This is a genomic window from Nostoc sp. (genome assembly GCF_036919815.1).
Taxonomy (GTDB): Bacteria; Cyanobacteriota; Cyanobacteriia; order Cyanobacteriales; family Nostocaceae; genus Nostoc.
In genome coordinates, this window is the sequence record NZ_JBALCE010000049.1 from 1 (window position 1) to 26,968 (window position 26,968).

Sequence of the window (26,968 nt, forward strand, 5' to 3'; positions counted from 1 at the left end):
AATGCACGAGCGCAATGCTCACAACTTCCCCCTAGATTTGGCTGCTGGTGATTTTGCTCCTGTGGCTCTAACCGCTCCTGCTATCAACGGTTAATCATAATCTGATATCCGCAGCTCACGCTGATCTATAAGTAAAAAACGCTCTCCCGAAAGGAGGGCGTTTTTGCATTGGGTTAATTGGTACCTTAAGCATGGCACTGGTTTTTTAAGTGCAAAAATATTCATGGGTGTTGCATCAAAAGTAGGCCATAATTATCAAAAAGTAAATTTTACGAGTAAAAATTGTTAGCAGCGCTGATAATTGCCTCAAAGCTCAAGTATAAGGAGAAGCCAAGAATGATTTTACACCGTGGGCGTAGGATAGTAGCTGCTTTGTTGCTGTCAGTGGTACTACTGACAACAGCCTGTACTCCAAAAGCACCGGGACGTTTTGACCAAGTACAAAAAGAAAGCACTCAACAAAAAAGTGGTCAAGCGGTAACTAAGACCGCAACTCAGGGTAGCAAATTTAATAAACTTTTCCCTGATGCAGGTGATGGCTACCAGCGCGTCTATACCCAAGAGAAAAAAGGCTTTGCGGAAGCGAAGTTGAAAAAAGGCGGTAAAGATATAGCGTTGCTGTCTATTTCTGATACTACCAGCACACCGAGTGCAGCAGCAAAGTTCTCGAAGAGTACTAAAAAAATTGGCGGTTATCCCGCAGTAGAAGTTGGTAACACGCAAACTGCAATTTTGGTAGGTAAGTACCAAGTAAAAGCACTTTCCCGTGATCCGTCATTTAAAGCTAGCGATCGCGCCGATTGGCTAGAGAAGTTTAATCTGAATGGTTTGGCTAAACTGAAATGATTTGTACTACGAACATTCAGATAACAAAACCTAAATAAGGAGATTTTTGTGAGTAAATCGATTGTTGAGTTGGTTGATCAATTACCAACTAGCGGCTTGACCATTTCTATGTTGAATTCCCTCGATTTTGTTGCTCCTGGACAGTGGCAAAATACCGTCGGCTTTGTTAACACCATTAAGACTGTTACTGGCGAAACCGACGAAGATTTAATTCAGCAAATTGGTGAAAGAGCGATTTATCTATTTAACGATAAATCCCAAGGATACCAAACAGCCTTGTGGTTATATCAAACCGTTGATGGTACAGATAGAGCGATTGGTGCAGCCGCTTTAGCTAACAAAGTTGGCGAGAAAATTCCTTTGTTGGGTTTTTTAAACTCTATCACTCCCAAACCTGACAAAGCCCAAACCATCGATCTGACATTAAAATTAGTAGCTGAGTTGGTAGCCTTCTGCCAAATTAACGGCATTCCTGGAGATAGTATTGGGGATTTTGTCGCCTCTTTAGGTGAATATAGTGGTGAGTCACTGATCCGCATGGTGGCATTAGTTTGCGTTGATGGTTTAATCCCTCTGGGGCCAGACTTCATCAGTAAAGCGATATCTGGGCTTAATCAAACAAATCCCCAGGAGTTAGAAAAAAACTCGACTTTCCAAAACATTAAAGATGTGATTCCAGGCAACAATGCTGGTAGTAAACTCGCCTTTATTGGCGAAAGCTTTGACTCAGTTAAAGGTTGGATGAGTGGGTTAGTCAGCGCGAATAATTTAACCCCACAAAAGGTAGTTGGCAATTTGCAAAATTTTGTCGATATTGCCGATGATAAGTTAGACTACCTCGCGGCGTTCCTGGATGTAGCAACGAATTATTATGAACATACTGGCACGCAAACTTTAGCACGTCGGTTGATTGAACGGGCGGTGGCTGAGATTTAGGTTGATAGGGAGTGGGGAATGGGGGAGAATAACCCATGCCCCATGCCTATTGGGGTAAATGCAAATCTGCTGCGATCGCATCTAAGTAAGGTTGAAAAATAGTCAAGTTTTCCAGTTTCTCAAACTTACCTGTTTGCGTACCTGGAGCAAAGGCAGTGGTCATTAGGTAAACTTTACTACCATCAAAGGCAACATGACTGATATGTTGCTCTTGTAATCCCCCTTGTTGGTTGAGTCCGGCGAACCCATAACGGATTCCCTGAAGCTTACCAATGGGTACCGGTTGCGGTGGATAAGCTGAGAAAAGAATCTGTTTTCCATATTCACTCTGACGAGCTTTCACAAAAGCAGCGTAGTCATCTGCAACCCAAGCCTTGAGTGCTGATAATACCTGCGTTTGGTATTTGGAACTTTGGTAGTCCACTTCGGAACCAGGTGGAATACCATCTGCTACAAGTTTCTTTTGGAAATCCTCATTCTTTGCTAGTGGGTAAATGTTAATCTCAACTGTACCCAAAAGTTCCCCTTTAGAAGAGACACACAATAAAGGTGCATTTCCTTTACAAGCAGCGACTTGCCAGTTAGTTGGAGCAGCAGCATTTCCCAGGATTTTTTGCCAGATATTTCCCTGGTTATGGTTGGGAAGTTTTGCAGCAGCAGAGGATTTTACTACTTTGGGTGGATAAAATTGGGGGAGAATAAATTTTGCCACCAGTGGTATTGACACCAGCAAAATAGAACCTATTAATAAATGATAAAGTCGTAACATTTTATTTAAAATCTAGAGTCCTGAGAAAGAAGAAAGAGAAGGAAAAAATTGCTTAATTAAACGAACCGCAAAGTACACAAAGTAAAGAGATCAGTCAAGGAATTAATTATTAAGTGTAAGTTTACAGAGAATTGGTATAAATGCCCCATTAGCTATGGTCAAACTGCGCTAAAATCTTTTCTGCTTCCTCACACAGCATCTGGTGATATTCACCGTTACTAGCCAACAAACCTCCCCATTGATTGATATCACCGGTGTTATATCGCAAGGGAGTACCGTCAAAGTGGGTAAATTTACCACCAGCTTCTGTTAAAATCAGTTCTGGGGCTGCCATATCCCAATCTTTGGGCGCAGACTTGCCGGAAAGGGAAATGTAGACATCTGCCTGTTGCTCGACAATTGTGGCGATTTTGCAGCCTACACTACCCACAGCTTTCTGATTTTGACAGGGTAATTTTTGTAGTAAATAATCTAAGCGTTGGTTGCGGTGAGAGCGACTAACGACTAAGGTTAAATCCTCAACTCGTTTACCTGACGACACTTTTAAAGGAACAGAACCATCACGGGTTTCTACAAATGTACCCCCACCTTTGGTAGCATAATATAACTTTTGAGCCTCTGGTACTACTACCACTGCTAAAACTGAGCGCGTTTCCTTGACTAAAGCAATGTGAACTGCATAGTCTCCAGTTTTTTCGATAAAGTCTCGTGTGCCATCCAAAGGGTCAATTATCCATACCCAAGGGGCGGAAGGCTGTGCCTCACTAGTTGGCGATTGGTAAGTTTCTTCACTGATGTAAGCAAAATCTTCGTTACCTAAAGTTGCTTGTAGCCTCTGCAAAATGTATTGACTCACAGCTACATCAGCAACGGTGACAGGCTCATTTTCTTTATATTGTACTTCTAAGTTAGGGTCTTTTGCAGTGCCGTGGTAATACGATCGCAGTATATCTGCTGCACCCCAACCTACCTCACGAGCGATCGCTAATATTTCTTGTAAGTCTTTCATTAATTTGACCTGATCTAAAAATATGTATAACGTGATTAGAGGCGTACAGAGATGCTTACGTTAGGAATAAGAATTAAATATAGCGGTTCTCGGTTGAGTGAGGTACAAGAACCCCACACCCAACCCCCTAAGAGCAAGCGATGAGGGGGCTATGATGTACCTCATGTGATTAGGAAACGCTATAAGATACACGTCACCCTCAATCCCTCTCCGATATATTGGAGAGGGAAGCTAGAGACAGGATGAAGTTTTACATTTTATTTAATCCACGTTCCTTAGCGTAGCGTTAGCGAGTCAACAAGCGTCATTACGAATTACGTAATTATTTTAAATCCATCCAGCGCCGGGTGCCAAAAAATTTACAGGAATCGGCAGCAATATTAGCTGCCAGTGCCAGTGCATCAATAAAACTTTCCCTTAAAATGTAATCACAGAAAGCACCGTGGAAAATATCTCCAGCCCCTAATGTATCAACCGGTTGAATCTGCGGCACATCTACGATACCAGTTTTAGTGCAACTCAAGTATTCAATTGGTTTTTGTCCGTGGGTAATGGCGATGTGAGGAATCTCAAATCCACCCAGATAGGTAAAAACGTCTTCTTTAGTCTGGCAGTTCGGGGGATAAAAATTAGCCGAACAGATGGCATAATCTACAAATGGTAGAATTTGCTCAAATCCAGGCTTCCAACTACCACCATCAATTACAACTGGGATATTCTTGGCTTTAGCAATTTGGGCTATGGAATAACTAACCGTCATCTGATGTCCATCAATCAGTAGTATATTGACATTTTGCAAAATATCTGGCGGGATAGATGCGTTGCTGGCTTGAGTTTTGACAGCATTGATCGAAACCACAGCTCGTTCACCCGTGGCTTGGGTGACAATGATTGAGGATACAGGCGGTGCTAAATCAGTGCTAGGCTCAAGGTCTGCGATCGCAACTTTGTAATTTGCCAAATCACCGCGAATTAGCTGCGTCATGGGATGAGAACCCACCACACCCAAGACTGTAGCTTGATTACCTAAATGCCTGAAAGTCACAGCCGCGTTTGTAGCTGGGCCTCCTGCCGCTACAGTATAGTCAGTAGCAACAATCTTCTGATTATTCTTCGGGGCAGAGTCAGCAAGGTAAATCAAATCTAAGGTTACTAAACCTACAAATAAACCATGATCCGATTTTGGACTTTCCTGCGGAACGCTACGCGTAGCTTGCTTCCCCGGAGGGGTACGGCTACGGTTCCGTCGAGCGAAGTCGAGATGCTCAGTCGAACGATTTTGGACTTTCCTGCGGAACGCTACGCGTAGCTTGCTTCCCCGGAGGGGTAAGGCTACGGTTCCGTCGAGCGAAGTCGAGATGCTCAGTCGAACGATTTTGGATTTTAGATTATCATTTGTCATATATGTTCGTATAGGTGCATAAATTATTATTTTTAACTCCAAACTCCTGTATAGACGGGATTAATCGCGTCTCTCCAAACTCCTGTACAGACGCGATTAATCGCGTCTCTCCAAACTCCTAACTTTTACCTCTCCCTCATGCAAACCGATCCAAAACCAGGAACACTTTACGTTGTCGGCACACCAATTGGCAACCTGGAAGATATAACCTTTCGGGCGGTGCGAATTTTGCAGACTGTGGATATCATTGCTGCCGAAGATACCCGTCACACAGGGAAATTACTACAGCATTTTCAAGTTAAAACACCCCAGGTGAGTTACCACGAACACAATCGTACCAGCCGCATCCCAGAATTATTAGAGCATTTAGTTAACGATAAAGCGATCGCTCTGGTGAGTGATGCGGGAATGCCAGGAATTTCCGATCCGGGATATGAACTGGTGAAAGCCTGTATTGAGGCGGGAATTCCGGTAGTTCCCATTCCTGGTGCTAGTGCCGCAATTACTGCTTTGAGTGCAGCTGGACTACCAACGGATCGGTTTGTCTTTGAAGGCTTTCTCCCGCCGAAAACTCAACAGAGACAAGAACATTTAGAATCTCTGCAAACAGAATCTCGCACATTGATTTTCTACGAATCGCCCCACCGCTTGCGAGATACTTTGCAAGATTTAGCAGAAGTTTGGGGAAGCGATCGCCAAATTGTGCTAGGGCGGGAGTTAACTAAATTGTATGAGGAATTTTGGCGGGGGACAATTGCCGAAGCGATCGCTCACTACAGCCAACGAGAACCCCAAGGTGAATATACATTAGTAGTGGCAGGAATTCCGCCCAGTCAGCCCCAACTGACACAAGAGGAATTGAAAGCCGAATTGAAACAGTTAATTACTCAGGGAATATCGCGATCGCAAGCTAGCCGTCAGTTAGCAAAAGCTACTTTCCTTCCCCGTCGCCAACTCTATCAACTAGCTCTTTCTATAGTCCTCACTCCTGAGTCTTGAACAATTAATAAATAAGTGGCAGTGAATAATCAAAGTTTTGTATTCAGGACTTACGCAAACAATAGCCGAAACCCTTAGAGGTTGTTTGAAAAGTTGCAAAATATACTAGAAACCACGCTTCCATTCCTCTCCCCGTTGGCGTCAGCCTGCCGTTAGGCAAGGGTCGAGAGGCTTTGATGTTACCAAAAATACTTTTCAAACATCCTCTTATACCAAGTTGCCAAAGTTAGTCTTGTTTGGGGCCGCTACTGGACTAACTTTTGAGCAAATAATACTATCTATCGCAACTTGGTATTATTTTTAGATAGGGGCAATTCATGAATTGCCCCTACAGTATGTAAATTTGTACAGTGCCTAATTTCTATAATTAGCGCTTTCAAGGTGGCTCCTAAAATCTGTTTTTTCTCTCTGTGTCACGGACACTTTGTTCAAGTCGGGAAACCCGCCCACGCAAGTGTCTTCTTCTGTGCATCTGCGGTTTAAAAGTAATTTATTTAACCTTACTAGCGCAGATAACACAGAGTTGTAGAGATTAAACAGGGATTTTTTCAGCAAAATTTTTACCTACCTTGAAAGGGCTAGTTTGATAATTTTACATTGCGTAACTTAGTTTGATTTATTCTTGCCCACTTACTTATATAGTTACAGTCAAAAAACTATGATTGCCATACCAAAGACATTATTGTTACTAATTTATCTATTCATCTTCAAATACCACCTAGTGAATATTCAAATGATATCTAAAGATTTTTGATATTAGTTCTCTAGATAGATCAGAAAATTTGTCGGAAAACTTTAAGATAAAAAAGTCAAAAGCAAAGAAAGCAGATTCTCACTAAGGAAAAATTCAATGGGTAACATTATTGCTTGGCTGGTTTTAGGTTTAATTGCAGGTGCATTAGCTAAGTTATTTTATCCAGGAACCCAAGGTGGCGGCATTCTCTCCACCATTGTTTTAGGAATCCTTGGAGCCGTTGTTGGGGGTTATTTGGGTCAGACTTTGCTAGGAAGTAGTTCTGCCGCCGCCGCATCTGTAGGAGCTTTTTCCCTTGGAAGCATTTTATTTGCCGTTCTTGGTGCGATGCTACTGATTTTCATTTGGGGTTTAGTAACTCGTCGAGCTGTGTAATTACCTGAAATTAGCTGACAGTCTTGGGAATCACTTCTAGCTGCAATAAACCGATAAAATGACATTAGAAAAAGAGCGAATAACTATAGGAGTTTTCGCTAGATGTTCGGATGCAGAATTAGCACTTCAGGAACTAAAAGCTTCTAATTTTCCAATGCACAAAGTTTCTGTAATTGCACGGAATGCCGAAGAACAAAATGATATTGCTGGTGTTGAACCTAAAGATAGCACTAGCAATACATTCTCAGAATATGCTGCTAGAACCGTTAATAGTGGTACTTTAGGCGGTCTTATTGGCTTATTAGTCGGTTTAGTGGTTTGGGTAATTCCTGGTATAGGCCGAGTCATCCTAGCCGGAAGAGAAGCAACAGCGATCGCTACAACTTTAGTCGGTGGTTTGCGTGGTTTGTTGCTAAGTTTAGGAATTCCTCAAGAGCAAGCACAGGTTTACAGCGATCTAGTTTATAAAGGTTACTATTTGGTGATAGTAACCGGTATAGATATAGAGATTCGTGTTGCTAAAAGGATTTTTAATAGCCGTGATCTTCAACAGTCTGGTATTTATCAGCCATACTCTACTCCAAATAGTCGCTATAAAAATGCAGTTGGTATTTTTTCTACGCGCCAAGACACAGAAACAGCACTTACTGAACTGAAAAGTGCTGGCTTTCCGATGAGTCAAGTTTCGGTGATTGCTAAGGATACAAACACGCTAAATGGTTTTACTGAGATAGATATCAGCAGTTGCAAAGATAACTACACTATTTTAGGAATTCCTGAGGAGCTAGCCAGATATTATGAACATCAAGTGACCCTTGGCAATTACCTATTAGTCCTAAATAGTACTGATATCTACATGGCAGGTGCAAGAGCTATTTTAGAGAGTAACAAGATTCAACATTTTCGGATCTATAGCCAATCTGAACTTAATGCAGCTAGAAGCGATCGCCAGACTATTACGAATTTATAGTTAAACTACCGTGATTATGGATATCTATAAAAATTTATGTTATCTAATAATTTAATATTTATTAAATTATCTAAATTCTCTGAGAAAAAATTATTTTTTATTATTTAAAGTAACGTTACATTCTAAATGTATTAGAATACAAATGATCATATCTGACGCAATACTGCTCGGTTAAGAATATTCGTAGGTTGGGTTGAGCGATAGTGAAACCCAACAAACCCCGCTCTTAGGTTGGATTTCCTTCCTCAACCCAACCTACACATTTCTATTTTTTAGGCAAAACCTACGCAGGATTGATATCTGAGGTGCAAAAAACTAGGCAGATCAGATGTAAATTAAATATATTACATTTGTTTTGGATAATTAAAAGATCATCATAATAGTCTCAAAAACAGAAATAATTTGAATACCTGCCGGGAATAATGTTGAACAGTTTGAAGATTGGAACCAAGATTGGAGTAAGTTTTGCCCTGAGTTTGGCAACTCTGACCACCATTGGTCTAATCTCCTACCAAAGTACCAACGATCTAATCGAAACTTCGCGCCAAGAAAACCATACCTACCAAGTGTTAAGTCAGCTTGAAGACCTCAACTTGCAACTGATAAATGCTGAGACTGGGCAGCGTGGTTATATTATTACTGGAAAACAGAGCTATTTAGAACCTTATAATGCTGCCACTCAAGTACTGGCTCAAAAAGTTAATGAACTTCAGAGGTTAACAGCAGATAACCCCAAGCAACAGAGTCGGCTTGATGTTTTACAGCCACTAATCGCTCAAAAGCTGGCTGAACTTCAAGAAACCATTGACTTGCGCCAAAACCAAGGCTTTGAAGCTTCTCAGAAGGTCGTTCTGACAGACCGGGGCAAGCTGCTAATGGGTGAAATCCGCAAAGTTATCCAGACGATGAAAATTGAGGAGGATACACTGCTCAAACAGCGCGCTGAGAAGGCACAAGTAGCTGCTCGGCAAACGATCGCTAGCATTGTCTATAGTATCCCTGTATTTTCTTTGATCTTAGCTTTGATCGGATTCATCCTGACCAGACATATTTCAGTACCGCTAAAGAGAGTTTCTGATTTAGCAGAAAAAATGGCGGATGGGGATTTATCGGTGACTTTACCAGATAGCGATCGCCAAGATGAAATTGGCGTGTTGACGCGCACCTTCAACCAGATGATCGTTAATTTGCGAAACACAACTCAAAAAAATGACGAGCAAAACTGGCTAAAGTCTAACTTAGCTGAATTTACCCAGATGCTCCAAGGGCAGCGAAATCTAAATAGTGTGTCTCGGATGATCTTGTCGAATTTAGCACCACTAGTTGGAGCATCACAAGGCGTTTTTTATGCGATGGAATCTATAGACGACGATCCTGTACTGAAGTTGTTGAGTAGTTATGCTTATAAAGAGCGGAAAAACCTCGCAAATCAGTTTCGTTTGGGTGAGGGATTGGTGGGACAATCCGCCCTAGAAAAACAAAGAATCCTGCTCACGCAAGTTCCTAATGACTATATCCGCATCAGTTCCGGCTTAGGTGAAGCTCCACCGCTAAATATTATTGTCTTGCCTATACTATTTGAGACGCAGGTGAATGCCGTAATTGAACTTGCCTCTTTTGGGTCTTTTAAGGAATTGCACTTGACATTTTTAGAGCAATTAAGTGAAATTCTGGGTGTCTTTTTAAATAATATCGCCTCACAATCCCAAACTCAGCAACTACTTCAAGAGTCTGTTGCTTTAACAGAAGAACTGCAAACTCAGCAAGAAGAACTACAGCAAAGCAATCAACGCTTAGAAGAACAGGCGCACGAGTTGCAGGAATCACAATTTCTTGTGAAACAGTCTAACGAGGAATTACAACAACTAAATGAGGATCTAGAAGAAAAGGCAGAATTGTTAGAAGTTCAAAATCAGGAAGTTGCCCGCAAGAACCAGCAAGTTGAGCGGGCGAGGCAGTCTTTGGAAGAGAAAGCGGAACAACTGGCGTTGTCTTCCAAATATAAGTCAGAATTTCTGGCGAATATGTCCCACGAGCTGCGGACACCGCTAAATAGCCTGTTAATTTTAGCAAGGCTGCTAGCAGATAACTCTCTTAGCAATTTGACCGACAAACAGGTAGAGTACAGCCGGACTATTTACTCGGCTGGGACTGATTTGCTGGAGTTGATCAATGACATTCTAGATTTGGCAAAAATTGAGTCGGGTACTATGTCGCTCGATATTGAGCAAATTCTTCTTGCAGATTTGGAGACATCTCTAGAGCAGACTTTCCGGCAACTTGCCCAGAATCAAGAACTCAGTTTTACTATTCAACTGGATGATCAGTTACCCCCGACAATTTATAACGACTCCAAACGTCTGCAACAAGTATTGAAAAATCTCCTGTCTAACGCCTTTAAGTTTACCGAACAGGGAGGCGTAAAGTTACAAATTTACATAGCAACTGAGGTAGACGAAGTTGATAATCCGATGATTGCCTTTGCAGTTAGCGACACGGGTATAGGCATTTCAGCCGAGAAACAGAAGATTATTTTCGAGGCATTTCAACAGGCAGATGGCACAACCAGCCGCAAGTATGGGGGAACTGGCTTGGGCTTGTCCATCAGCCGCGAATTGGCTCAACTGTTGGGAGGGAGAATTGAATTAGTCAGCCAACCAGGACAGGGAAGTACCTTCACCCTTTACTTGCCCAGGCCACAGGAAAACAATGGTCAAAATATTCTCACCACATCACCTTCTGAGCCAATCACCTCTATCCGCACAGCATCGATCATCAAAGAATTGCCAATGGTCGAAAGCAGACCCATAACTGTAGACACATCTGCATCCGTTAAAGTACTTAGTACCTTACCCAGCGAAATTCCAGACGATCGCGAAATAATTCAACCGGGCGATCGCATTTTGCTAATTATCGAGGATGACGATAAATTCGCCCGCATCTTACTAGATATGGCACGTCAGCAGGGCTTTAAAACCATCGTTTCTTTACATAGCAAACAAGGTCTAGCATTAGCGGAGCAAGTTAAACCCAATGCGATTATGTTAGATATCCAGATGCCAGAGATGGATGGTTGGACGGTGCTGGATCGTCTGAAGCATAACCCAAACACTAGACATATACCAGTACACATACTTTCTGTTGATGAAAGACAACAACGGGGATTACAGCTAGGAGCGATTACTTATCTCCAAAAACCCGTTTCTCCAGAAGCGCTAACTCAGGTATTGAGTGAAATTAAAGGCTTTATTGATCGTCAGGTAAGAACTCTCCTGATCGTAGAAGATGACCCCGTACAAGCCCAAAGTATTATCGAACTGATTGGTAATAGTGATGTCCAGAGTACAGCAGTGGGTACGGGGGCAGAAGCACTTTTGATTTTGCGATCGCATCACTTCGATTGTATGGTGCTGGATCTCGGTCTGCCCGATATGAGCGGGTTTGCACTAATTGAGCAGATCAAGCTTGAACCTAGACTTTTGAAACTGCCGATCATCATTTACACTGGCAAAGAACTCAGCCGACAAGAAGAAACCCAACTGCGGGGACTAGCAGAGACAATTATTATTAAAAATGTGCGATCGCCAGAGCGGTTGTTAGACGAAACTGCCCTATTTTTGCATCGGGTGCAAGCAAATTTGCCCCCACCAAAGCGTCAAATGTTAGAGCAACTACATCAAACAGACCCGGTGCTGGCTAATCGGAAAATTTTGATTGTAGATGATGACCTGCGAAACATTTTTGCCCTCACCAGCTTTTTAGAAAGCTATCAAATGCAAGTGCTGTTTGCCGAAAATGGCAGAGATGGCATCGAGAGGCTGCAAGCTAATCCCGACATTAATATAGTATTGATGGATATCATGATGCCGGAAATGGACGGTTACGAAACCACCCGCGCCATCCGCCAGCAACAACAGTTTCGCTCACTACCAATAATTGCTTTAACTGCTAAAGCCATGCCAGGCGACAAGGAAAAGTGCATTGAAGCTGGAGCCTCTGACTACATCACCAAACCTGTAGATACTGAGCAACTGCTTTCACTACTCCGGGTTTGGCTGTATCGTTAAGAGGATGTTTGAAAAGTATTGGGCGAATAAAATTCGCTACTACACAAACTTTGGTCTTCCTCCGTGGACTAACGAAAAAGTAGGGCTTTTAACCCAATACGCTTGAGTTAAGAAGAATAGTAGGTTGGGTTGAGCGTAAGCGTTACCCAACAAAGCCTTGATAATCTTGGGTTTCGTTCCTCAACCCAACCTACGCCAGTTTTAGTTTTTAGCCTTAACCCAAGCGTATTGGCTTTTACACCCAGGTCGGTGGGTTTTGTCTGTATAGCCGCACCTGTGCCAGGGCTAGTAATAAATTAGACTTGTTTATTCAACCTCTAAGCTCGACTTTATCCAAAATTAATAACTTGGATCTCTTGTATCGGCAAAACCCTAGCTTTTTGGCAAAAACTTTTTCCATATCACTGATTTTAGGTGAAAACTAAAAAGTAAAACTACGGTCATACAAAGCTTTCAGCGTCAGCTAAAGCGTTGCCAAAAAATGGATAAAGTCGAGCTTAGAGGATGTTTGAAAAGTCATGATTGATGTATCAAATATTTTTTTACCCCACCCTAACCCTCCCCGATGCATTGGGGAGGGAACTGGATTTTCTTGTTTCCCCCCTTTATAAGGGGGGATTAAGGGGGGTAATAATGTGATTAAAAGCACAAAATACCACTTTTCAAACAACCTCTAAGCTCGACTTTATCCATTTTTTGGCAACGCTTTAGCTGACGCTGAAAGCTTTGTATGACCGTAGTTTTACTTTTTAGTTTTCACCTAAAATCAGTGATATGGAAAAAGTTTTTGCCAAAAAGCTAGGGTTTTGCCGATACAAGAGATCCAAGTTATTAATTTTGGATAAAGTCGAGCTAAGGAGTCATCTTTTTTATTAGCCTTTGCATTAACCTGTGCTGGTGTTCCTAGAAGTGGGGTATGAGTAGCATTCGCACCGCACGAGGAAAAGCCCACACTGTACCGGATCAAAAGGACAGCGTGGGTAATTTATGCTATAACACGAATGACAATCTAGCGGAACATACTACTTACGGAAGTATCTTCATGAATCCGCCAAATAGTTTCTCCTAACAGATTAGCTACTGACAGCACCACTAGTTGGGGAAAGCGATCGCTTTCTGCTATGGGAATCGTATTTGTCACAATCACTTCCTCAAACAAGCCACTGGATAACCTTTCTATCGCTGGTGGAGAGAACACCGCATGAGTTGCACAGGCGTATACCTGACGCGCTCCTTCTTCACGCAGTAATCGCGCCCCTTCTGCGATCGTGCCCCCAGTGTCGATCATGTCATCCACCAACACTGCCGTTTTGCCTTTAACATCGCCGATGATATTTAACACTTCGGCAACATTATGTGCCTGACGACGTTTGTCAATAATTGCCAGTGGAGCATCATTCAGTTTTTTCGCAAATGCCCTAGCTCGTGCTACACCGCCAACATCGGGAGAAACAACTACAAGGTCTGGTAGTTGTTTGCTTGCTAGATAATCCAGCAATACTGGCGAACCGTAAACATGATCAAAGGGGATATCGAAATAGCCCTGAATCTGAGCCGAGTGTAAATCCATTGCTAGAACGCGGTTGGCACCTGCTTCGGTGATCAAGTTAGCAACCAGCTTGGCAGTTATTGACTCTCGTCCTGCCGTTTTGCGATCGGCGCGGGCATACCCATAGTAGGGAATTACTGCCGTTACCTGTCGCGCCGAAGCTCGACGACAGGCGTCAAGCATAATCATTAATTCCATCAAATGATCGTTCACGGGTTGACAACATGGCTGGATTAAATAAACATCACAACCGCGAATCGATTCTTGGATTTGAACGTAAAGTTCTCCATCCGCAAATCTTTTGCGAATCATTGGCCCCAAGTCCATACCCACATAACGAGCGACTTCTTGAGACAGTTGGACATTGGCAGAGCCAGAAAACAGCCGCAGGCGATGATTGTCGTTCAGTCCTGTTGCAGATGGTTGCACTTTGAAAGTTGCAGAACTGAGCACAGCAGATCCTCTATGTGCATTCATAACAATATTATCATTAAAGATTTAATAGATTTAACCGAGAAATTGCCTAAAAAAACATCTGTGAGTTTTGTTGAAGCTTTCATACAAAATTAAAACATTTTTTCATGAAATTATCATTCGCTAAGTGTCTAATTTTCTAAGTTTACAAACTATTGATAGCTTAACGGACATCAAGACCGTCCACTAGGTCTATAGTTAAAATTTTTTGAGTTGAGGTAAATAACCCAATCTCTCAAAGATTGGTGTGCTAGATAGCTTCTGCTAACTACCTCATTTATAACTTAAGTGATATTCAACTTTCTTCTCATAACAGTATAACACTTCTATCTAAGTAGTAAATATGTAGCCTATTATTCTAAAAATTACGCATTTACAAAAAACATTGCCACCGGATTAGTCAGCATCCGTGTTGCTATTGGGATGGCATTGGGGCTATTAGGTAGTGCGCTGATTTTTGCGTGGTTGCGATCGCCCCAGTTGGATGCAGCCATAACTGCATACGCCCGGCGTTGCAGATCGCCTATAATCTGTACCTAAAAAGTTAAGTATGTTTAACCTCTGTACCTTAAAGATTTTACTCACCTTGTGGAGCGATACAAAAGTATCTATTTCTTAGTAGAACCCTATATCTTCTCCCTTCGCGTAGCGTCTCGTAGAGAAGGGGAGAGGCTGCGCGAACAGTTATCGTGGTTCGGTTGAGCTTCGTTTTCGCTATATGCTAAATTTAACACAATATGGAGTGCCTAACTCGTGACTTATAGTCATGAGTGTGCGGCTTGTAGAAATCAATCACTCATGCAACCACCCATTACAGTTGGCACTGTCTTGCAAAACCGTTACCGGATAATTCAAATTCTCGGACAAGGAGGATTTGGTAGAACCTATCTGGCAGAAGACCAGAGGCGCTTTAACGAACTTTGCGCGATCAAGGAATTGATTTCAACAGCAACGTCGGTTTTGGCTTGGGAGAGGGCACAAGAGCTTTTTCACCGGGAAGCTGCCATTTTGTATCAAATACAACACCCACAAGTACCTAAATTCCGGGAAAGATTTGAGCAAGACCAAGGTTTATTTTTGGTGGAGGACTACGTTGCAGGTCAGACGTACCGAACTCTGCTGGCTGAACGTCATGCTGTGGGTCAAACTTTCACAGAGGCTGAAGTCTTGCAGCTGATACAGTTGTTATTGCCTGTTTTAGAGCATATTCACAGTCGAGGGATTATTCACCGGGATATCTCGCCAGAAAATATTATTTTGCGAGATAGTGACGCTAAACCTGTGTTAATTGATTTTGGGGTGGTTAAGGAACTAGCAACACGTTTACGATCGCCAGAGAGTGCAATGCCAGAAACCACTGTGGGAAAATTAGGCTACTCTCCTAGTGAACAAATGCAAACAGGGGGAGCTTATCCTAGTAGTGATTTGTATGCTTTAGCGGTGAGTGCAATTGTTTTGCTGACTGGTAAAGAACCAAGGGAGCTATTTGACGAAAACCAACTAACTTGGAATTGGCAACGGTGGGTAAAAGTTAATCCGCGATTTGCCCTGGTTTTGAATCGAATGTTGAATCATCTACCGAGCGATCGCTACCAAACTGCTGCTAATGTATCCCAAGCACTGCAATCTCTGGCTCAAAGCAGTGTTTCTACCCCCGATGTATCAAACTTACAAACCATGACTGTTGGTCGCCGTCGTGACCTCGTACCACCAGCAGTTTCGCCCAAAAGACCTGCTCCTGTGATTCCACCAAGTAACACTAGCTCAATCTTGGATAATCCTTTAGCGATCGCAGCAATTGGCAGTGCTGTAGTAATCATCGCGGGATTCGGTTCTTGGACACTAGTAAGTTCTATCCGCAGTCAGCCGAAAACATCCTCACAGACGCTTCCACAAAATTTCCCTTCACCAGTCATTTCTGGTGGTACTACATCTCCATCCACACCCACACCCATCAACGAGCAACCTGTTGTATCTACTAAGCGCCTCAATCTGGGAGCATCTAATAACACAGCCACGGTTCAAGATAGGATCAAAACAAATCAAATAATCCGGTACACTTTTTTTGGGACTGAAGGTGACAAGTTAACTGCGTTTATTGACCCAGGAAGCAGCGTTTTGCTCACAGTCTTAAGTCCCAATCAACAACCAATTAATCCTAATGCCCAGCAAGTAACATCCTATGAAAGCCCATTGCTGGTTACTGGTAGATATACTATTGAGTTAACACTGGTTTCAGCAGTTGCCGAAAGCAATTACAATCTGAATGTTGTATTAGAAAAACCAGTCAAACTAACACCTACAGAAACACCGATCGCAATTCCGACAGAAACACCCCTACCAATTCCGACAGAAACACCGATTCCAATTCCGACACAAACACCCCTACCAATTCCAACAGAGACACCGATTCCAATTCCGACACAAACACCCTTCCCAATTCCTCCGAGTGGTGAAATGCCAACTTTCCCGCCGGTTGATGGAACACAACCATTTTCTGGCCAAAGAAATTAATGTTAAACACACTACTGATTACTGGAACTGATACCGAAGCTGGTAAAACTATTTTAACAACAGCGTTAGCAGCCTATTGGCAAAAATATTACCCGCAGCGTAGCTGGGGAATCATGAAACCGATTCAATCGGGAATTGGCGATCGCGAGTGGTATCAAAAGCTATTTGTACTAGAACAAACTCCAGAAGAAATTACACCTTTATACTTTCAAGCACCTTTAGCCCCTCCCATAGCAGCAGCACGGGAAAATCGCCGAGTAGATTTAGCAGTTGTGTGGCAAGCTTTGTCGAAATTGCGATCGCAACGTGATTTTGTGCTTGTAGAAGCCTTGGGAGGGTTAGGTTCGCCAGTAACTGAGGAATTAACGGTAGCCGATTTAGCCGGAGAATGGCGTTTACCAACGGTATTGGTGGTACCCGTTAGATTGGGTGCGATCGCTCAAGCAGTGGCAAACGTAGCATTAGCTAGACAATCGCGCGTCAATCTCAAAGGCATTGTTTTGAACTGCGTACAACCTCGAACGGATGCAGAAATAGCCGACTGGACACCACACCAATTGATTCAATCACTCACTAACACACCAGTTTTAGGCTGCTTACCCTATTTAGATAACCTGACTGATTTAGATAAACTTGCTCAAATAGCATCAGATTTAGATTGGGAAACACTGACATTTTAAATTGGGCATTGGGCAATTCAATTTTGGATTTTGGATTTTAAATTTTGGATTAAATTTCAATCTAAAATCCAAAATCTAAAATCTAAAATTCTTGCTCCCCCACTCAGCACTCAGTACTCAAAACTCAGCACTAATCAGGGGCATTGGATAAAAAGTAGCGTGGTGCAGTCACAGTTCTGACATAACTTGGTAATAGCTTTGTCAATAAGACGTGCAATGGTGAGGAAGAATGGAATTAACCTAACTCTAGTGACACACCAGGCAGGATTTACCTGCCTTATTTCATCTTTGGTGAGTAAAACACCACTTCATTAGCAGCTTTCGTCTGTGCCAAATAGAGCAGATTGCAACAAGCGCCTCTGTACAGATTATTGTAGGGGCACAACATTGTTCATACGTGTCAACTTCACGTAAAAACCAGTCTAGACAAAGCTTTGATAGATTCCCTCGTTCCCAGTCGGAGACTGGGAATGCCGTTCTAGAGGCTCCGCCTCTTGAAAAGCGGCAGAGCCGCCAAGAGCAGCATTTCCAGCCAGAGGCTGGAAACTAGGTTTTAAAGGGGTTTGCGCTTAAGTTGACACCAATGAACATTGTTGTGCCCCTACCTGTGTACCTCATTTAAGTAAGTGGGTCAAATTAAATATAAAACCTCACCCTGCCTCCGGCTTCCCTCTCCGATACTTTGGAGAGGGATTGAGGGTGAGGTTTGATATTATATTTAATTACGCCTACCTACTTACCTGAGAAAAGCTGTATGAATGTTTTATGAATGTTTAAAGACGTTTTTAGAATTAGCAAATGGTATTTTCTTGTCTGACGATACCCGGCGCGAACACACGATATATAAATGTCATCCAAGTGGCATATCTTAGTCACAGAAACGTCACTAGCATAAGTTAATTTGTCGATATTTGATTAAAACTAAATTGTTTATTTACGCCTGACATGATGATGCTTTCTTTTGTGGTGGCGAGTGCAGTCTGTGGCAACGGTAGCGAAGTAAATCTAGACTTTGCTAACTTTAGCTGGATTGACGTGATTATTTTAGGCATCGTTCAGGGAATTACAGAACTACTACCAATTAGCAGTACTGCTCATTTGCGGATAGTGCCAACTCTACTGGGACTGAAAGATCCGGGATCTGCTTTTTCCGCAGCAATGCAGTTAGCTAGCTTAACTGCTGTTTTAGTCTATTTTTGGCAAGACTTAAAAAAATTAACCGGAGAGACAGTTAGAGCAATTAGCAGGCAAGACTATCAATCTAGTTCTTTGCAACTGATGTTAGGCTTATTGTTAGGAACTTTGCCGATTGCTGTGGCTGGTGTGCTACTCAAACCAATTCTTAACGCCTGTAACTCACCAATACGAGGGTTAGTAGTTATCGGAGCGGCTTCAATTATTATGTCAGGATTGCTGGCGATCGCCGAAAAACGCGGAGGACGCGATCGCACTTTCGACAACCTCACTCTCTGGGATGGCATTTGGGTAGGGGTTGCTCAAGCTTTTGCCCTGATTCCTGGCGTTTCTCGCTCTGGTTCCACCCTCACTGCTGGGTTATTTTTGGGCATGAAACGGGAGACATCTGCCCGATTTTCTTTTTTGTTGGGCTTACCAGCCGTGATTTTGGCGGGTGCTGTAGAACTCCACACACTTACGAAAGCCGGACTGAGTGCAGCTGGTTGGTTGACTTTATTAGTGGGCTTAATCTCCGCCAGCATTTCCGCTTTTCTAGCAATTTGGGGACTCCTACGCTACCTAGAAAAACACAGTACCTTGATTTTTATTTTCTACCGCTTGGCGATGGGTGTATTTTTGATAGTTGCTGTGATGGCTGGTTGGTTGCAAAATTGATTTTAACTGATAATGGGGTATTAGTAACATCGGAACAGAAAACTAGGAGCATCGGTATTAAGCTGTTGGACATTTAACTTGTATATCATCTGGAAGTAAAACTCTTGTCGGGTGGGCAGCGTTCGACTGACTTGTACTGACTTGTACTGAGCGACGTCGTTGGCGCAGCCTAAGAAGAGAAGTAGCGCTCACGCCGTACCCCTCCGGGGAAGCTACGCGTAGCGTTCCGCAGGAAAGTCTTGCCCGCCCTAGTTATGCAAAATAATACAAAAGTTTTTTGGCACTGAAACCGTTGTTTTATCTTTAAGTGAAATGGACATAAACCCGATTGACCAAGTTGAGCAGGAAAACGATGAACCCGAAACGTCAGCTAACCGCGAAAAACGCAAAAGTAGTCTAAATAATGCTGTTGCAATTGCAGTTGCATTGATTGCAACCTTTATGGGAATCTGCAATGTCAAAGACGATAATCTGGTTCAGGCAATGCAGCAAGCTCAAGCAAATAAAATTGACGATTGGGCGTTATACCAGTCTCGTAATATTCGTGAAGAAATAGCTAAATCAAATATAACGCAACTGAAATTGCAATCTGTTTCTCAATCTTCTGCTGTCAGGGCTGACTATGAAAAACAGATTGCAGCTTATCAAGTCATTGCTGATAAAGAAGACCAGAAAAAGCAGGAACAGAAGGTAGTTGCCGAAAAAGATCAAACAACCTATGACCAGCTGAATTACCATGACGACCAGTTTGACCTAGCTGATGCCTCCTTATCGCTCTCTGTCTCCCTATTTGCCATTACATCTCTATCTCAGAAAAAATGGTTGTTCTACCTCGCCTTGGTTCCAACTATATTTGGCTTGGTGATGGGGTTATCTGGATTATTAAACTGGCAACTACATCCCGATGCTTTGACCAAATTACTATCCGAAAACTTCTTAGAAAAGCCAGCCGAAAAAAAAATAGTGCTTTCCACTCGCACTTCCCCAAATCCCAAAGTGTTCTGAAGTCCTATTGGCAAGCTGGCGGGATGATCAACTACTTGTTCTCTACTAAGGAATAAGAATTAAATAACATACAATTTATGTCCCTGGCTTACCTCACCCTCAATCCCTCTCCTTATAAAGGAGAGGGAAGCTAGAGATAGGATGAAGTTTTGCATTTTATTTAATCCACGTTCCTAACTGAATTATTAGCAATGTTGCCACCATAAAAGGGAACAAACTCCCCACTCCCGACGATAAACTGGGAAAATAAACTAAGTTACCTGTACTTAACTAGTTTGTCTTCATAATGGTTTCTACCTTTCCCAATCCCTCTTCTGTTGACCTATCTCGCATCCGACTGGCAATCCGTTCATTGCAACCGCAATTAGTAGAGTGGCGGCGGCGATTGCATCAACAACCAGAGTTGGGTTTTAAAGAAAAACTGACGGCTGAATTTGTATCACAAAAGCTCCAAGAATGGGGAATTGAGCATCAAACTGGTATTGCTCACACTGGTATTGTTGCCACCATAAAAGGCAAGGGGCAAGATTCAGAAACAATCCAAAATCCCAAAGTTTTGGCGATTCGGGCAGATATGGATGCTTTACCAATCCAAGAACTCAACGAAGTGCCTTACAAATCGCAGCATGATGGAGTGATGCACGCTTGTGGACATGATGGACATACTGCGATCGCATTAGGTACAGCTTACTATCTCCAGCAGCATCGCCAAGACTTCTCTGGTACCGTGAAAATTATTTTTCAGCCAGCAGAAGAATCACCAGGAGGCGCAAAGCCGATGATTGAAGCTGGAGTTCTGAAAAATCCTGATGTTGACGCGATTATCGGTTTGCACTTGTGGAATAATTTGCCCTTGGGAACAGTGGGTGTACGGGCTGGGGCTTTGATGGCAGCTGTAGAGTGCTTTAACTGCACGATTTTGGGCAAAGGTGGACACGGCGCACTACCTCATCAAACTGTTGACTCTGTTGTAGTTGCTGCCCAAATCGTGAATGCTCTGCAAACCATTGTCGCTCGGAATGTTAATCCCATTGATTCAGCAGTGGTGACAGTAGGCGAACTTCATGCTGGAACCAAGCGGAATGTGATTGCTGATACAGCGAGAATGAGTGCCACTGTCAGGTATTTTAATCCTAGTTTGAAAGGCTTTTTTCATCAACGCGTCGAGCAGATTATTGCCGGAATTTGTCAGAGTCAGGGGGCGAATTATGACTTAGAATACTGGGCACTTTATCCACCAGTCATTAATGATATTAAGATAGCAGAATTGGTGCGAACAGTAGCAGAAGAAGTGGTAGAAACCCCAATGGGTATTGTACCAGAATGCCAAACTATGGCTGCTGAAGATATGTCATTCTTCTTGCAAGAGGTTCCTGGTTGCTATTTCTTTTTAGGTTCTGCTAACCCCGCGAAAGACTTAGCATATCCCCATCATCATCCCCGGTTTGATTTTGACGAAACGGCATTGGGAATGGGTGTGGAGATATTTGTCAGATGCGTGGAGAAGTTTTTTAGTTGAGTCAATGGAAATTAGATGTTTTTAATTTAATACAGTTCAGTTAAGCATTTCTTTCTTCTCTTTCTTCTCTGCGAGACGCTCTCGCGTTTGCGTCTACGTTAAAAAAATTACTTCGATAAAGAATTAAGCCTTAACTGAACCATATTGGTTTTTAATTAAGTTAAATTTATTTGACTTTTTATGATAAATAACTATATAACAAGCCGGAGTTTTTACCTCCGGCTTTATCACTTTATAGTTGATCGACATCTGAAATTAATTACTTTCCTGCCCATCTAACCAAATAAATAAATCAGCTAGAGATGAAATTCTCAAAAGTGCCCTTCCTAATGCTTCTAACTTTTCCTTGTTTAAAACTTGAACTCTCTCAATAATTGTATTTGCCGTTATATATTAGCTGTCCGTCTTGCCAGAACATATACTCAATTTATTGATGGCTAATGTTGATTCTGACACGCTTTTTGTTGGTTATAGTGGTTTTCCATCAGTAGGTATGGAGAATGTGGCGTTGCTGAATTAGGCTATAAATAGCTTACGCAGAGGCGCGAAGAGGAAGATTGAGTTTTTGTAAATTCCGTAATGTTAAGAATGTTAACCTGAGTTCGACAAACGTATTGCCCTCGCAAAAGCAACAAATGCGACTGCTGATCTAACAAATGCCCTCGCAAAAGCAACACATGCGACTACCGTTCTAACAAATGCCCTCGCAAAAGCAACACATGCGACTACTGTTCTAACAAATGCCCTCGCAAAAGCAACACATGCGACTACCGTTCTAACAAATGCGATCGCAAAAGCAACTAATGCGACTGCTGATCTAACAAATGCGATCGCAAAAGCAACAAATGCGACTACCGTTCTAACAAATGCGATCGCAAAAGTAACTAATGCGACTGCTGATCTAACAAATGCGATCGCAAAAGCAGCAAATGCGACTACCGATCTAACATTTGCGATCGCAAAAGCAACTAATGCGACTGCCGATCTAACTATTGCGTAGGCATAGCTAGCCGTTATTACCTATTTTGTGGTTGAGTGGGGGATGATGGCGTTTGTTGTGTTGGGGAATTGGTCGGTGTTGATGGACTTGAGAAAAATCTATCAATCAATTGAACACCATTATTAAGTGCTGAAATCAAAGGTTCTATCTTAGTTGCAAGTGCGCCAGCTGCGAGGATTGCTGCTAGCAGTACCTGTAAATGTTTATTTCCCAAACTAGGAAAAGTAAATCTCCTTCTCCAACCCAATTCTTTTAACCAGTCTTCTACTGTTTGGGGACGGTTGTCGGGTTGTAGTTCCATTGCGTGGAGAATGGCTTGATTGACGCGATCGCTAATCTTAGGATTCGATTGCTTAGGTGGAATTAAACGCTTATTGTTATCTTGGCGCTCAATAGCACTTTCTGGCAGTTCTCCTGTTAATAAAAAATATAAAGTTGCAGCAAGAGAATAAATATCAGTCCAAGGCTTACGTCGCGCCTGTTGTCTAGGAGAGTTAGAATACAGTTCAATTGGTGTAAATTTATCAACCAAGTTACCACGACTTGAAACTGGGTTATCAACAAATCTTCGTGCTAAGTCGAAGTTTATCAAGACAACCTGATGCGTACCTGCCCGCAGAATGATATTTTCTGGTTTCACATCTCGATGCAAGAATCCTTGTTTATGAACTGCAATGAGTGCTTTTCCAATTTGTTGGATGTAATCTAAAGCCTCTTTTTCTGGGAGAAATCTTCGCGGTTGGACTATGTTGGCTAAATTATCTCCTAGAATATGCTCCATAACCATGCATTTTAAATCACCTGACTCGAAGGTATCAATGACTTGGACAATATTCGGATGTTTGCATATTGCTAGTTTGCGGGATTCATCTGCAAAACCTGATTTTAAGCGATCGCGGTCTTCGTTACTTAATTGATTAAGTAAATTGGAATCCAATGTTTTAATTACAACATTCTTGCCATCCCGATCCTCAGCAAGATAAGTAATAGCGAACTGTCCCTGTCCTAACTGTTGTTTAATTTCATACTTATCGCGGTGTAACTTTTGTCCAGATGCCCAAGTCATTGGTTGATTATCTCAGAGACTTGTATTAATTTTTGCATATAACAATTCTGCTGTGAATGTAATACACCTTTTTCTAAAAAATGTGCTGTAGCTTGTACCCTGATATCTAATAGTGAAGCTGTTATGCTTCAAAAAATACAAGATGACGCGATCGCAGAAGTTGTGTTATAAAAACGGGCAACTTCTGAGGATTTCTGTATTTTTGCCTGATCGCTGACGTATACTCGAATTTTTCGTGAATGCGTAATTTCTACACCAATGGAATCAAATGCTACTGTAAGCAATCAACTTTTAGGGTTTAATCATCAGTAATATGCAAAAAAATCTAAAAAATTATGTTAGCTATCCCTATTAATCTAAATTTACCTCGTACACCCAGCCTAATAACTTCCTTACCTGGGCCTCGCGCTCAAGCAATTGTACAACGCGATCGCGCCGTAACTTCCCCTTCTTACACCCGCGATTATCCCTTAGTTGCATCTCGCGGCCAGGGCTGTATGTTAGAAGATGTAGATGGCAATGTATTTCTGGATATGACCGCAGGTATTGCCGTTACCGCCACGGGACACGCCCACCCAGAAGTTGTTAAAGCAATTCAAGAACAGTCGGAACGTCTGCTGCACATGTCGGGGACGGATTTTTATTATGAACCGATGGTGGAACTAGCGGAACAATTAGCGATTCGCGCCCCCTTTCCCCACCCACAGAGTCACACCGGATTTCCCGCAAAAGTATTTTTCACCAATTCCGGGGCAGAATCTAACGAAGGAGCCATCAAACTAGCTCGATATTACACCAAGCGATCGCTAATCGTAGCATTCTTAGGTGCATTTCACGGACGCACCTATGGGGCAATGTCTCTCACTGGTTCCAAAACAGTACAGCGAGCTAATTTTGGGCCTTTGCTTCCTGGGGTGACTCATATCCCCTACGGCACTCACGCTAGCTTAGATTACTTGGAACAACAGGTATTTAGCACAATTTTACCACCGCAAGAGGTAGCGGCGATCGTCGTTGAAGCAATTCAAGGAGAAGGTGGGTATATCGTCCCCGAAGATGGTTTTTTAAAACGGATTCGGGAGATTTGCGATCGCCACGGTATTCTGATGGTAGTGGATGAAGTGCAAGCGGGAATGGGGCGGACTGGTCGCTTATTTGCGATCGAGCATTGGGGTGTCATGCCTGATATTATTACTACAGCTAAAGGGATCGCCAGTGGTCTGCCATTAGGAGCAATACTTGCTAGACCAGAGTTAATGACTTGGCCTCCTGGTTCTCACGCTACCACATTTGGCGGTAATCCCGTAGCTTGTGCTGCCGGTATTGCTACTCTGCGACTGCTGGAAAGTGGTTTGATGACTAACGCTACCCAGATGGGAGAATTATTACAAGCTAGTCTTACCACGTTGCATCAAAAATTTCCTAGAGTATCGCCGCCACGAGGTAAAGGTTTGATGGTTGCGGTGGATTTATTGGATGAACAGGGTAATCTTGATTATAAATTGCGCGATCGCATTATCCAAGAAGCTTTTTTACGCGGTTTATTATTACTAGGTTGCGGTAAAGCCGCAATTCGTTTTTGTCCACCTCTAGTTATTGACAGTGAACAAATTCAAATTGCCCTTCAGATTATCAGCGAGATTTTAAAAAATGAGGGAGAGTAGGGAGTAGGAGAGAAATGACAAATGACGAAATTGCCCTTCATTTATGGAAATTACTTTGGCAAGAATACAGCGCTAGGGTAAATCATGCCCATACCTACCAGCAAATGATTACTGCTGCGGGTGGGACTGTCGCCAACGACCACATCGCCTTTCGGTCTTTGCGTTTATTAGTAGATAGCCCACAAGGTAAAATTAACCTGGGAATTGACTATCTTGGACAACTTGCAGAAGCTTTAGGTTACGTGACGGCTGGAGAATATACTTTTGCTCAAACCCATTTATATGCCCGTTATTATCGTCATCCACAACAAGAGGAATTTAACTTACCCAAGCTGTTTATCAGCGAGTTGATTGTCGATGAATTGCCTATTAATATTGCCCAACTAATTTCTAAAACAGTATTTTCAATCCCAGACAAACTGACCTCACCCCGGACTCTTCTACAAAAAGACGGGAATATTGAAACCATCGCCAAAGAACTCCAGCAAGTCTTCACCCGCCCTTGGCTACCTCCCCAGCGTTCTGTTGTCGAAGAGGTGAATCAGGTTACTCAGTATGGGGCTTGGGTGTTGCTGCACGGATATGCAGTCAACCATTTTACAGGCTACATCAACAGCCAGAACACTCCAGAATATCCAGACATTGAGACTACCGCCGATGGTTTGGCTAACCTGGGTGTACCAATGAAAGCAGAGATAGAGGGAAATATTGCTTGTGGTTTGCGGCAAACTGCAACTCAAGCAGCAACAGAAATGGTGACAGTATTAGATGATAATAGTGGTGCAGAAATTCAGATTCCTTGGACTTACGCCTATTATGAAATTGCCCAGCGTTATTCTGTGGAAGTGGAATCTGGAGAGCAAATACTTTTCGATGCTTTTTTAGGAAGTAATGCCCAGCAATTGTTTGAAATGACTCGTTTATTTAATTAACTTTTCACGATATCTGGAAAACCTCTTTTTTTCATCTCTCTCCTAGAAGGCTACAGTGTACACACAAGTTTTAAAAACCTAGCTTGATAAGGTTTGACTCGTTCCCATACTCTGTATGGGAATGCATTCATTGAGTCTCTGACTCAATTCTGACTCAATATTTAACTGGAGTCAGCAGCCATTCCCATGAACATTTTATTTGGAAGTCCCCAACCAAACCCAATATTTGCGTGTTTGTTGGATAAAGTTTGCCTTTAATCAATACCTTAGCCAAAATGAGAGGGTTAGAGCTAGACAAAAAAGCTAAATACTTTAGACAGTAAGGGTTTCAAACTTTTGAATTTAGTTTTAAACCCATAGCCCGAAAGCTTTATTCTGCGGGCATTCTAAAAAATTGGCGAAGGTATTGTTTAATATAACTTAAATCACGATGTTTCTCATGAACATCACGATGTTTCTTATGAATATCACGATGTTTCTTATGAATATCACGATGTTTGTCATGAACATCACGATGTTTGTTATGAATATCACGATGTTTGTCATGAACATCACGATGTTATAGCGTTTCCTAATAAAAGTGAAGT

General features: G+C 42.4%; 19 protein-coding genes and 2 pseudogenes. 14 read left to right on the forward strand and 7 right to left on the reverse strand.

Annotation, left to right across the window (positions count from 1 at the left end):
- The 3 genes and pseudogenes from V7K15_RS12370 to V7K15_RS12380 all read left to right on the forward strand — a co-directional run.
- Positions 1-94 (forward strand): annotated as a pseudogene (locus tag V7K15_RS12370) (photosystem II protein D1); the annotation flags it as partial.
- Positions 95-336: 242 nt separating this feature from the next.
- Positions 337-846 carry a hypothetical protein gene (locus V7K15_RS12375; protein ID WP_334905796.1) on the forward strand — a complete coding sequence of 170 codons (510 nt, stop codon included), beginning with the start codon at positions 337-339 and terminating at the stop codon, positions 844-846.
- Positions 847-894: 48 nt separating this feature from the next.
- Positions 895-1,782: a hypothetical protein gene (locus V7K15_RS12380; RefSeq protein WP_334905797.1), complete on the forward strand. Its 888-nt coding sequence runs from the start codon at positions 895-897 to the stop codon at positions 1,780-1,782.
- Between the two features lie 46 nt (positions 1,783-1,828).
- On the opposite strand, the gene V7K15_RS12385 is transcribed toward V7K15_RS12380, so the two are convergent.
- The 3 genes and pseudogenes from V7K15_RS12385 to V7K15_RS12395 form a co-directional block, all read right to left on the reverse strand.
- Entirely contained in the window at positions 1,829-2,551 is a 723-nt protein-coding gene (locus V7K15_RS12385) for a hypothetical protein (RefSeq protein WP_334905798.1), read from the reverse strand.
- A 148-nt stretch (positions 2,552-2,699) separates the two neighbouring features.
- Positions 2,700-3,560: a 3'(2'),5'-bisphosphate nucleotidase CysQ family protein gene (locus V7K15_RS12390; protein WP_334905799.1), complete on the reverse strand. Its 861-nt coding sequence runs from the start codon at positions 3,558-3,560 to the stop codon at positions 2,700-2,702.
- Between the two features lie 322 nt (positions 3,561-3,882).
- A pseudogene (locus V7K15_RS12395) lies at positions 3,883-4,740 on the reverse strand (sugar kinase); the annotation flags it as partial.
- Between the two features lie 360 nt (positions 4,741-5,100).
- Between V7K15_RS12395 and rsmI the strand changes: the two are divergent.
- From rsmI to V7K15_RS12415, 4 genes are all read left to right on the forward strand, one after another.
- Entirely contained in the window at positions 5,101-5,961 is an 861-nt protein-coding gene (gene rsmI, locus V7K15_RS12400) for a 16S rRNA (cytidine(1402)-2'-O)-methyltransferase (protein WP_334905800.1), read from the forward strand.
- Between the two features lie 850 nt (positions 5,962-6,811).
- Positions 6,812-7,090: a GlsB/YeaQ/YmgE family stress response membrane protein gene (locus V7K15_RS12405; protein ID WP_334905801.1), complete on the forward strand. Its 279-nt coding sequence runs from the start codon at positions 6,812-6,814 to the stop codon at positions 7,088-7,090.
- Positions 7,091-7,148: 58 nt separating this feature from the next.
- Positions 7,149-8,060, forward strand: a complete 912-nt coding sequence (locus V7K15_RS12410; RefSeq protein ID WP_334905802.1) for a hypothetical protein — start codon at positions 7,149-7,151, stop codon at positions 8,058-8,060.
- Positions 8,061-8,482: 422 nt separating this feature from the next.
- Positions 8,483-12,127, forward strand: coding sequence for a response regulator (locus tag V7K15_RS12415; protein ID WP_334905803.1), 3,645 nt, complete (start codon positions 8,483-8,485; stop codon positions 12,125-12,127).
- 1,009 nt (positions 12,128-13,136) lie between these two features.
- Here the strand turns inward: V7K15_RS12415 and V7K15_RS12420 are convergent.
- Together V7K15_RS12420 and V7K15_RS12425 are read right to left on the reverse strand one after the other, a co-directional pair.
- On the reverse strand, positions 13,137-14,153 hold the full coding sequence (locus tag V7K15_RS12420) for a ribose-phosphate pyrophosphokinase (protein WP_334905804.1): 1,017 nt from the start codon (positions 14,151-14,153) through the stop codon (positions 13,137-13,139).
- A 362-nt stretch (positions 14,154-14,515) separates the two neighbouring features.
- Positions 14,516-14,644 (reverse strand): hypothetical protein, encoded by a 129-nt coding sequence (locus V7K15_RS12425; protein WP_334905805.1) that lies wholly within the window; start codon positions 14,642-14,644, stop codon positions 14,516-14,518.
- Between the two features lie 304 nt (positions 14,645-14,948).
- Between V7K15_RS12425 and V7K15_RS12430 the strand changes: the two genes are divergently transcribed.
- The 5 genes from V7K15_RS12430 (at position 14,949) to V7K15_RS12450 (ending at position 21,719) form a co-directional block, all read left to right on the forward strand.
- A complete protein-coding gene (locus V7K15_RS12430; protein WP_334905806.1) occupies positions 14,949-16,664 on the forward strand; it encodes a protein kinase domain-containing protein in 1,716 nt (571 codons plus the stop codon).
- Positions 16,664-17,344 (forward strand): dethiobiotin synthase, encoded by a 681-nt coding sequence (gene bioD / locus V7K15_RS12435; protein ID WP_334905807.1) that lies wholly within the window; start codon positions 16,664-16,666, stop codon positions 17,342-17,344. Before V7K15_RS12430 ends, bioD begins: the two co-directional genes overlap by 1 nt.
- A 945-nt stretch (positions 17,345-18,289) precedes the next feature.
- Positions 18,290-19,195: an undecaprenyl-diphosphate phosphatase gene (locus V7K15_RS12440; protein WP_334905808.1), complete on the forward strand. Its 906-nt coding sequence runs from the start codon at positions 18,290-18,292 to the stop codon at positions 19,193-19,195.
- A 312-nt stretch (positions 19,196-19,507) separates the two neighbouring features.
- The gene (locus tag V7K15_RS12445) at positions 19,508-20,200 is read left to right on the forward strand and encodes a DUF4337 domain-containing protein (RefSeq protein WP_334905809.1); all 693 of its coding nucleotides are present in this window, start codon (positions 19,508-19,510) and stop codon (positions 20,198-20,200) included.
- 286 nt (positions 20,201-20,486) lie between these two features.
- Entirely contained in the window at positions 20,487-21,719 is a 1,233-nt protein-coding gene (locus tag V7K15_RS12450) for a M20 metallopeptidase family protein (protein WP_334905810.1), read from the forward strand.
- A gap of 255 nt (positions 21,720-21,974) precedes the next feature.
- Here the strand turns inward: V7K15_RS12450 and V7K15_RS29975 are convergent, their stop codons facing one another.
- The gene (locus tag V7K15_RS29975; protein WP_442949668.1) at positions 21,975-22,109 is read right to left on the reverse strand and encodes a DUF4351 domain-containing protein; all 135 of its coding nucleotides are present in this window, start codon (positions 22,107-22,109) and stop codon (positions 21,975-21,977) included.
- 626 nt (positions 22,110-22,735) lie between these two features.
- Positions 22,736-23,785 carry a serine/threonine protein kinase gene (locus V7K15_RS12455; protein WP_334905811.1) on the reverse strand — a complete coding sequence of 350 codons (1,050 nt, stop codon included), beginning with the start codon at positions 23,783-23,785 and terminating at the stop codon, positions 22,736-22,738.
- 335 nt (positions 23,786-24,120) lie between these two features.
- Between V7K15_RS12455 and V7K15_RS12460 the strand changes: the two genes are divergently transcribed.
- Together V7K15_RS12460 and V7K15_RS12465 are read left to right on the forward strand one after the other, a co-directional pair.
- A complete protein-coding gene (locus tag V7K15_RS12460) occupies positions 24,121-25,449 on the forward strand; it encodes an acetyl ornithine aminotransferase family protein (RefSeq protein WP_334905812.1) in 1,329 nt (442 codons plus the stop codon).
- A 14-nt stretch (positions 25,450-25,463) separates the two neighbouring features.
- A complete protein-coding gene (locus tag V7K15_RS12465; protein WP_334905813.1) occupies positions 25,464-26,381 on the forward strand; it encodes a DUF1338 domain-containing protein in 918 nt (305 codons plus the stop codon).
- Positions 26,382-26,968: the final 587 nt, after the last annotated feature.

Bases quoted from the DNA above. Each gene is read 5' to 3' on its own strand.
- V7K15_RS12460 (WP_334905812.1), top strand. From the start codon at position 24,121: ATGTTAGCTATCCCTATTAATCTAAATTTACCTCGTACACCCAGCCTA.
- V7K15_RS12390 (WP_334905799.1), bottom strand. From the start codon at position 3,560: ATGAAAGACTTACAAGAAATATTAGCGATCGCTCGTGAGGTAGGTTGG.
- V7K15_RS12445 (WP_334905809.1), top strand. From the start codon at position 19,508: ATGGACATAAACCCGATTGACCAAGTTGAGCAGGAAAACGATGAACCC.
- rsmI (WP_334905800.1), top strand. From the start codon at position 5,101: ATGCAAACCGATCCAAAACCAGGAACACTTTACGTTGTCGGCACACCA.
- V7K15_RS12430 (WP_334905806.1), top strand. From the start codon at position 14,949: ATGCAACCACCCATTACAGTTGGCACTGTCTTGCAAAACCGTTACCGG.
- V7K15_RS12455 (WP_334905811.1), bottom strand. From the start codon at position 23,785: ATGACTTGGGCATCTGGACAAAAGTTACACCGCGATAAGTATGAAATT.
- V7K15_RS12405 (WP_334905801.1), top strand. From the start codon at position 6,812: ATGGGTAACATTATTGCTTGGCTGGTTTTAGGTTTAATTGCAGGTGCA.
- V7K15_RS12425 (WP_334905805.1), bottom strand. From the start codon at position 14,644: ATGGCTGCATCCAACTGGGGCGATCGCAACCACGCAAAAATCAGCGCA.
- V7K15_RS12465 (WP_334905813.1), top strand. From the start codon at position 25,464: ATGACAAATGACGAAATTGCCCTTCATTTATGGAAATTACTTTGGCAA.
- V7K15_RS12450 (WP_334905810.1), top strand. From the start codon at position 20,487: ATGGTTTCTACCTTTCCCAATCCCTCTTCTGTTGACCTATCTCGCATC.
- V7K15_RS12410 (WP_334905802.1), top strand. From the start codon at position 7,149: ATGACATTAGAAAAAGAGCGAATAACTATAGGAGTTTTCGCTAGATGT.
- V7K15_RS12440 (WP_334905808.1), top strand. From the start codon at position 18,290: ATGATGATGCTTTCTTTTGTGGTGGCGAGTGCAGTCTGTGGCAACGGT.
- V7K15_RS12415 (WP_334905803.1), top strand. From the start codon at position 8,483: ATGTTGAACAGTTTGAAGATTGGAACCAAGATTGGAGTAAGTTTTGCC.
- V7K15_RS12385 (WP_334905798.1), bottom strand. From the start codon at position 2,551: ATGTTACGACTTTATCATTTATTAATAGGTTCTATTTTGCTGGTGTCA.
- V7K15_RS12420 (WP_334905804.1), bottom strand. From the start codon at position 14,153: ATGAATGCACATAGAGGATCTGCTGTGCTCAGTTCTGCAACTTTCAAA.
- V7K15_RS12375 (WP_334905796.1), top strand. From the start codon at position 337: ATGATTTTACACCGTGGGCGTAGGATAGTAGCTGCTTTGTTGCTGTCA.
- bioD (WP_334905807.1), top strand. From the start codon at position 16,664: ATGTTAAACACACTACTGATTACTGGAACTGATACCGAAGCTGGTAAA.